The organism is Methanocalculus chunghsingensis (genome assembly GCF_018132105.1).
In the GTDB taxonomy this organism is placed as follows: Archaea; Halobacteriota; Methanomicrobia; order Methanomicrobiales; family Methanocorpusculaceae; genus Methanocalculus; species Methanocalculus chunghsingensis.
The window spans coordinates 1-6,279 of sequence record NZ_JWHL01000030.1 but is presented as its reverse complement, the minus strand read 5'-3'; the positions used below and the strand labels follow the sequence as shown (position 1 = coordinate 6,279).

At 44.7% G+C, this 6,279-nt stretch carries 7 protein-coding genes; 2 read left to right on the top strand and 5 right to left on the bottom strand.

The features are described from left to right. Nucleotides 1-521 precede the first annotated feature (521 nt). The 3 genes from RJ53_RS11735 to RJ53_RS11380 form a co-directional block, all read right to left on the bottom strand. Nucleotides 522-659: a hypothetical protein gene (locus tag RJ53_RS11735; RefSeq protein ID WP_246496119.1), complete on the bottom strand. Its 138-nt coding sequence runs from the start codon at nt 657-659 to the stop codon at nt 522-524. A gap of 261 nt (nt 660-920) precedes the next feature. Next, nucleotides 921-2,177: a hypothetical protein gene (locus RJ53_RS11385; protein WP_211531752.1), complete on the bottom strand. Its 1,257-nt coding sequence runs from the start codon at nt 2,175-2,177 to the stop codon at nt 921-923. A gap of 222 nt (nt 2,178-2,399) precedes the next feature. Then, a complete protein-coding gene (locus RJ53_RS11380; RefSeq protein ID WP_211531751.1) occupies nt 2,400-3,602 on the bottom strand; it encodes a C39 family peptidase in 1,203 nt (400 codons plus the stop codon). A 332-nt stretch (nt 3,603-3,934) separates the two neighbouring features. On the opposite strand from RJ53_RS11380, the gene RJ53_RS11375 reads away from it, so the two are divergent. Together RJ53_RS11375 and RJ53_RS11370 are read left to right on the top strand one after the other, a co-directional pair. Continuing rightward, nucleotides 3,935-4,453 carry a peptidase domain-containing protein gene (locus tag RJ53_RS11375; RefSeq protein ID WP_246496118.1) on the top strand — a complete coding sequence of 173 codons (519 nt, stop codon included), beginning with the start codon at nt 3,935-3,937 and terminating at the stop codon, nt 4,451-4,453. Between the two features lie 17 nt (nt 4,454-4,470). Continuing rightward, nucleotides 4,471-5,184: a winged helix-turn-helix transcriptional regulator gene (locus RJ53_RS11370; protein WP_211531750.1), complete on the top strand. Its 714-nt coding sequence runs from the start codon at nt 4,471-4,473 to the stop codon at nt 5,182-5,184. 112 nt (nt 5,185-5,296) lie between these two features. Here the strand turns inward: RJ53_RS11370 and RJ53_RS11365 are convergent, their stop codons facing one another. Together RJ53_RS11365 and RJ53_RS11955 are read right to left on the bottom strand one after the other, a co-directional pair. Then, entirely contained in the window at nt 5,297-5,707 is a 411-nt protein-coding gene (locus RJ53_RS11365) for a hypothetical protein (protein WP_211531749.1), read from the bottom strand. Nucleotides 5,708-6,146: 439 nt separating this feature from the next. Next, nucleotides 6,147-6,266 carry an ATP-binding protein gene (locus RJ53_RS11955; RefSeq protein WP_394357510.1) on the bottom strand — a complete coding sequence of 40 codons (120 nt, stop codon included), beginning with the start codon at nt 6,264-6,266 and terminating at the stop codon, nt 6,147-6,149. Nucleotides 6,267-6,279 lie beyond the last annotated feature (13 nt).

Below are 6,279 nucleotides of genomic sequence, written 5' to 3'. Positions count from 1 at the left end.
GGTCTGATCCCCCATGTCTGAAAGGGTTGTATAACAGAGGTTTTATGTTGTTGAAATGAGCATTTTTATTCCGCCATAATTGGGCACTTTGATCCCGCCATTTACATAGGGAGGATAGCAGGAGTCCTGTGGCTAATGTGATGGCGGAAGGGTGCGGCAACGATCCGGAATTTCCGGATAGTTGACTTCTTCTGAGGACCTGATTTGAGAAATCTGACACATGTACCAGATCAATGAAATGACCATTGCACTTGTTACGTTTCCATTTCGTGTACCCGGTACACATTTTTGCAACCAATTATGTGGGAAATGTACACATTTTCCTAACTTAACAAGTGAAGAGCTGCGGTCTGAATGATCTATCGGTCATTCTCATAAATCTGAACGTATAGACCTCCTATGTTCGTTCGTTTGGCGAAATCACAAGTAAATCTTATTTAATCCATCAGGTGATATCTGCGAAGACTACTATAAGGATCCACAGGCCCGCCAGTATAGACTGAAAAATAGAGTGACTCTCCTCAGATCAACAGCTCCGAAAGTGTCCCCACACTTGTCGGGAGCTTCGTCGGCTTGATCAGAACCTGTTCATCAGACTGCCGGATCTTCTCGATAATCAGCTCTTTTCCCCGATTCATCATCGCAAAGACCGGAACCAAAACCCCTGTCTGGAGGAGCGCCCCCTCCCCGGCGATCCCCCAGATCGAGCCGGATGCGCAGGCAGTGACAATATAAGATGCGAAATGGTTATCTCCACCTCTGCCTCCGAGAGGCCGGTGGCACCGACCCCCGATGATCAGGATATTAGCAAAGTTCCCCGGTTCGTCTCCTCATCCCCTATGATGTAGGCAAATCCCTTCGCAACCTCATGGACGGAATCATTCCACCTGTCCTCCGTCGTATCTTCGGCACCCTCCGCCCTACATCAGATACTCCTTCATCACGAAGAGAAGGCGTGGATCTGAGTTCAACCGTTCAGCGAACTGCTCCCTCCCGTCACGATCCTGGGGGTATGACCGCAAGCGGGCAAACCGTATCTCTTCAAGCGGGAATCCTTCCGCGAGGAGCAGATTCTTGATCTCCTCCCGATCCATCTCCGGCGGGTTCTGGTCGATGTCAACAAGCCAGAGTGTGCGGCCGTCTACACTCTTTGGGTTTTCGAGGACACTCCAGAAAAATGCATCACTGGCGCAGATCACCAAGACGGCTCTGTGATTCTCAAGACGTGCCCGGTACCCGGCGAACTCAGTAGTTGTTGCGTTGAGACAGAGCCAGGATCTTCCCGGGCTCGTCTTTATTCCTCCCGGGAGGGAGCCGTCGCCGAGGTGCTCAGTGATGATGGAAGAGATCTCATCGTCTGAGAGAGCGGCATCGTAGGCGATGGCAATATCCCATTCTGCCGTCATCTGCCACTCCTCCAGTTCCCTCTGCTGTGCAATCAACTCCGACCCGGATAGCGGGGTGGCGGGAGGTGGCGTCCCTGTTGAAGAGACTTCCTGAAGCCTGAAAAACTCCTTATAGGACTCAGAATCATCCTCCGAGAGTCTTTCCCGGAGATCGATATCGTGTGATTCTGCAAACGTGAGTATCTCGCGATAGCGTGTATTACTATTCCGCCATACAGCAATCCTGCTCTCGATCTCATCCGGATCGAGGGTGCGTCCAAGGTGATCGACGACTGCATCTTCGTCTGCCATTTCCCGCTCCACAATCATCCCGGATGCCGGATCTAACAGGAGGAGTTTCTCCGTATCGTTCACTGTCTTTGCCCATATCAGAATGCCGGTGATCGGCGGAGCATAGCATGGGAGAGCCTTCTGGATCTTCCAGCCGGGATATGTATGCTCTGTTGTTGCGATGGCCATCTGTAGTGCATCATCGGGGTCAAAGGTTGATGACGAAGTACCATACTCCATCACCGAACCGCCGAGGATCGTCCGGGCTGCGACCTTTATGTTCCCGATCACCATGCCACCGCTCTTCACCGGGTACTGGTAGACAAACGGCCTTCCGTTGCGATCGAAAAAGAGCACTGAATCGTCCCCTATAGTTGCACTCATCCATGCCTTATCTTCGAGATGTCCCGGACCCGCAACGATGAATTCGACGAGCGCAGCAGTCGCGTGATCGCGGGCGGTCTCTTCAGTGACGAGATATGGATCTGCAGGCTCTGCCAAGCGTGGAGAAGAAGCCAAAAGAAGGATGGCGCTTCCGAGAACTATGCACGTGATAGCAGCAGCAATAACAACAATACGGCCCGATCTGTTCATGGTATCACCTCAGTAACCAACCAATAGACACAAAATATCATGTTAATTATCCAAATAAGGTAAATGAGTATCATCACTGGATTTAAGGATCTTCTCATGGAGAGGATCTAAACCGGTAATAGAACTCGTTCAATCAACTAATATATATCCTATGTGAGTAATGGAATTCCAATTCTCCCATTTGATACTCCCTTCATTTACTGGACCCGGGTCAAATATGTATAAGTAATGACTTCCATCAGAATTGTAAGCCCATCCAGCACACACCCTTACATGACCTAGAATTGATGACGTTAGCGGATCGTTATATGTCTGAATATGATTATAGGCTGTGTCCCAAGTAATCATATAGTTATTATAATAATTTGTGAGATATCGACCAAGTTGATCGGGCGGTGAACTATCATATCCATAATAATGAAGTTGATTACTCCATTTCACACCGGTTGGCGAGGGTGGTATTGAATCATTCCATGCTTCCATTTCATCGGCGATATGATTCATATCATGAGCCACGTTGAACCACTGTGCGATCATTTTTCCAGATGCAACGGCGCACCACCAATTATTTGGTTGAGAAACCAAATTATTATGATTCCAGATCTTTTTATAGTCAATTATGCCTTTTGAGAGACCGAAATTTTTGGAATTATATGCATTTTCTTTGTTCCATTGTTGCACTCTTTCCGGATATTCAGATTGGGGGATCTCGTCGTATATTGACCAAACAATAGGATCATTTCTATAATCTGGAAAGTCTGTTGACACAACAGAAAAATCTCGGGCATTCAGGATACTGTACTCTTCACTTCCCGATGAGACATTGTAACAATGTACTAATACTCCAATCTCTGGATAACTGTAGCAAACAAGCATCGCTGAAATTATTCCCATATCTTTATTTTTATTCAGGAATGCCGTTTTAGCGTTCTCTATCACCGTTTGGTAATTCAGAGAAGAGGGTGTTTCTTCAATCGTACAAACAGTAGACCCAAGAACCTTTGAAGCAGCAGCTTTAATTATACCGACTTCTTGGCTTTCGTCCTTGATAGAGAACTGATGATACAAGGGAACACCATGTATATCATAGATTAGGATTGAATCTGGATTAATGCTTACTTTTCCAGACGCATTATCTACAGAAAAGGCACCGGAGTTTAAGAAATCGTTGAATAATCGTTCTGAATTTATTAGTGCGAGGTCGGCAGAAACATAGTACTCTTCCAGTACTTCCCTGTTATCCAGTGCGTTCGCTATCGGCACAATCGCCGATCCCAACAATAACAAAATAACGAACATCATAGAGATGTGAATTTTTACATTCCTTCTCATTTTCTTTCCTCACTTTATCTCACGGGGACAAAGGAAATGCCATACAATTTGCAATGACAACAGTTATTCGCCTCCGGGAGTATAGTTTTCTGATACTAAATCTTTGGATTAAGGAGCCCTATGCACTTTTACAGATGCATCATCAAGGCTCACAAAAGACTTGTTGAACAGCTTATTTATTATCTCTCTCCCAATCCCTGACATATCAGGGACTTCCCTTCCTCACGGAAGCTCGAATTAATGGCTCCTATGAGTGCTCCGCCATCCAGACCAAGGGCGCAAACCCGCCGGGATATCCATGTTCATAGGTCCTGGCGACGAGCAGACCTGTAATGATCCTTAAAAACTCCCAGTTCGATTATTGGGACAGAAATATTAAGTATAAATCTAAAAAAAAATCAATTATGTTGCAAAGATCGGGATTCGTAGTAATGGTACTTCTTTTAATTACTTCATCCACTATCGTCTCAGCAGGTGAACAGATGCCCATTGCAACTAATGGCGATTATATCATCCAGCCAATCAATGATGCCGAGAAGAATACGGGTGATGTAAGGTGGGTATATGATACCATAACACAGGGAATGATACACTGGCATCAAAGAACTGTCTCATCCCATATCACGTCGTTAAATATGGATCTCAACTGGGACAATCCTTCGAATTCTCTGCGGTTGAAGATTTATTCGCCGGATGGACATTTGTTTGGTCCGTTTTATGACGGATTTGATGGAGCATATGATGGACGGATCAATCTGAATATCATCAACAGTGCCGGCATTGCAAAGGGAACCTGGTATTGTGAGGTATATGGAGAACAGGTGGAGGGGACGCAAAGCTATTATATTTAAAACAAGACATACACAAAATGAAACATTCATCAATTATCCTCTTGCTTGTATTGTTATCCCTGGTCAATGTGGCTGCTGCCCAGGATGGCTATGTGGTTGAGCCATATATCCCTCAGACAGGGCCGACTGATATGTCCGGGTCTGATGGGAGAGTGTCTTTCTTTGAACTCCCTCTCTGGATTCAGATTGCATGGCTCACCAGTGTTCTAGGCGGATTAATTGCAGTTATTTTCAGTGCAGTCAAATTCAGTCCCTTTATTCTGGGAAAAGTATATGCCATCCTGCAAAATAAGAACCGTTCTGCCATTCTGAAATATATCGAGAACAATCCCGGTTGCACCCTTGCATCTCTTGTGAAAGATACCGGCATAAACCGGGGAACTGCCAGGTACCATCTTAACCTGTTGAGTGTCAAACAAAAGGTTGTCCAGAAAAAAACAGGAAAAATGCGATATCTTTTTACCAATGGCGATCTTCCCATAGAAAGAAGGCATATTTATGGATATATCCGGAATCCTTCAAAGAGAATGATCCTCAATACGATTCTCAGTACACCAGGAATCAGTAACAAGGAGCTTGCAGAAAGGCTCCAGATGAGTCGGAGCACAGTGTCGTGGCACCTCCAGCCTCTCCATGAGGAAGAAATGATTGTGTCCCAGCAGGACGGCAGGTATCTGATATATTTCATTCATCCGGAATTCGAAGAGATTCTGAAAAGTAATGATATATAAGATCATATTTCTGGCATATTATCACCAATTGTGAAGATCTATGGTCAAAAAGGGATAGAAAAAAGAATGATTGATGGCCTTGAATTATTCAGATATTATCTATACATCATTTTTATTTATTTCCTTTCACTCTCCACTTCCGGATAAGATAATATCCAATGACAAACAAGATCGCGACTCCAAGCAGAGTACCTGCCAGAAGAACGGGATGGTAAAAAACGCTAAAAGCACTTTCAGATCCGCTATAAGCTACCGTATCGCCCTGAATAGACTTCTCTGAAGCTGTTTGTATGGCTTTTCCAGTTTCTGTCACCGAAAGCAAGGCATGTGATAATTCGATCTCTCTATCTTCAACCAGATGATCGGATGCATACACTATTCCATTGCTGGCAACGATACAGCATAGCAGTATTAAGCCGATCATCCATCTTTTATCAGTAGTACTCATAACTCCTCTTCCTCCATTCTTTTGTAGGGGTAATAAACAAGTGGATATGCCAGTTGATACCCCGATGATGTTCATGCATGTACTGCGTTTATATTGAACCCAAACCTCTATTTTCTATTTCCAGGGGCAATGAACCAGTTCGATTTTGAACTTCGTACTGAGAATAAGCAATCACCAGAACAATCCCTGATTGAATATCCATCCGTAGAAGAACATCAAGAGAACTGCGCTCGTTGCGAGAGTGACAAATGCAGCCCGGTCTTTTGATTTTTCGTGAAATGTCCGTATACTAAAATAGGATACCAAACTGAAGCAGAAAAGAAGCAATAACCTCACAAAGGTGATTTCGATAACCAGAGTCACCCAGAAGAGAAGAATGGTGGGTGACAGAGCATAGATCACCGACTTCATCGTTTTTTTGTACACGCCCATTCAAAATTGCCCACGGGGCCCATTCGTTTTTGCCCACTTAAATTCATAATTACGCTGAATAGTATATAATGTTTTTTACTCTTCACCGTTGCCGGAAACTGGTACCATTCATATTCATCACAAGAGCCCGATATGTGATCCTGTCAAGAAGAGCAGCTGTTAGGATCGGATCACGAAAGATTTTGATCCATTCTGAGAACATCAGGTTCGATGTA

Coding starts and splice junctions, on each gene's coding strand:
- RJ53_RS11380 (WP_211531751.1), bottom strand. CDS start 3,602: ATGAGAAGGAATGTAAAAATTCACATCTCTATGATGTTCGTTATTTTG.
- RJ53_RS11375 (WP_246496118.1), top strand. CDS start 3,935: ATGATCCTTAAAAACTCCCAGTTCGATTATTGGGACAGAAATATTAAG.
- RJ53_RS11370 (WP_211531750.1), top strand. CDS start 4,471: ATGAAACATTCATCAATTATCCTCTTGCTTGTATTGTTATCCCTGGTC.
- RJ53_RS11365 (WP_211531749.1), bottom strand. CDS start 5,707: ATGAACATCATCGGGGTATCAACTGGCATATCCACTTGTTTATTACCC.
- RJ53_RS11955 (WP_394357510.1), bottom strand. CDS start 6,266: ATGTTCTCAGAATGGATCAAAATCTTTCGTGATCCGATCCTAACAGCT.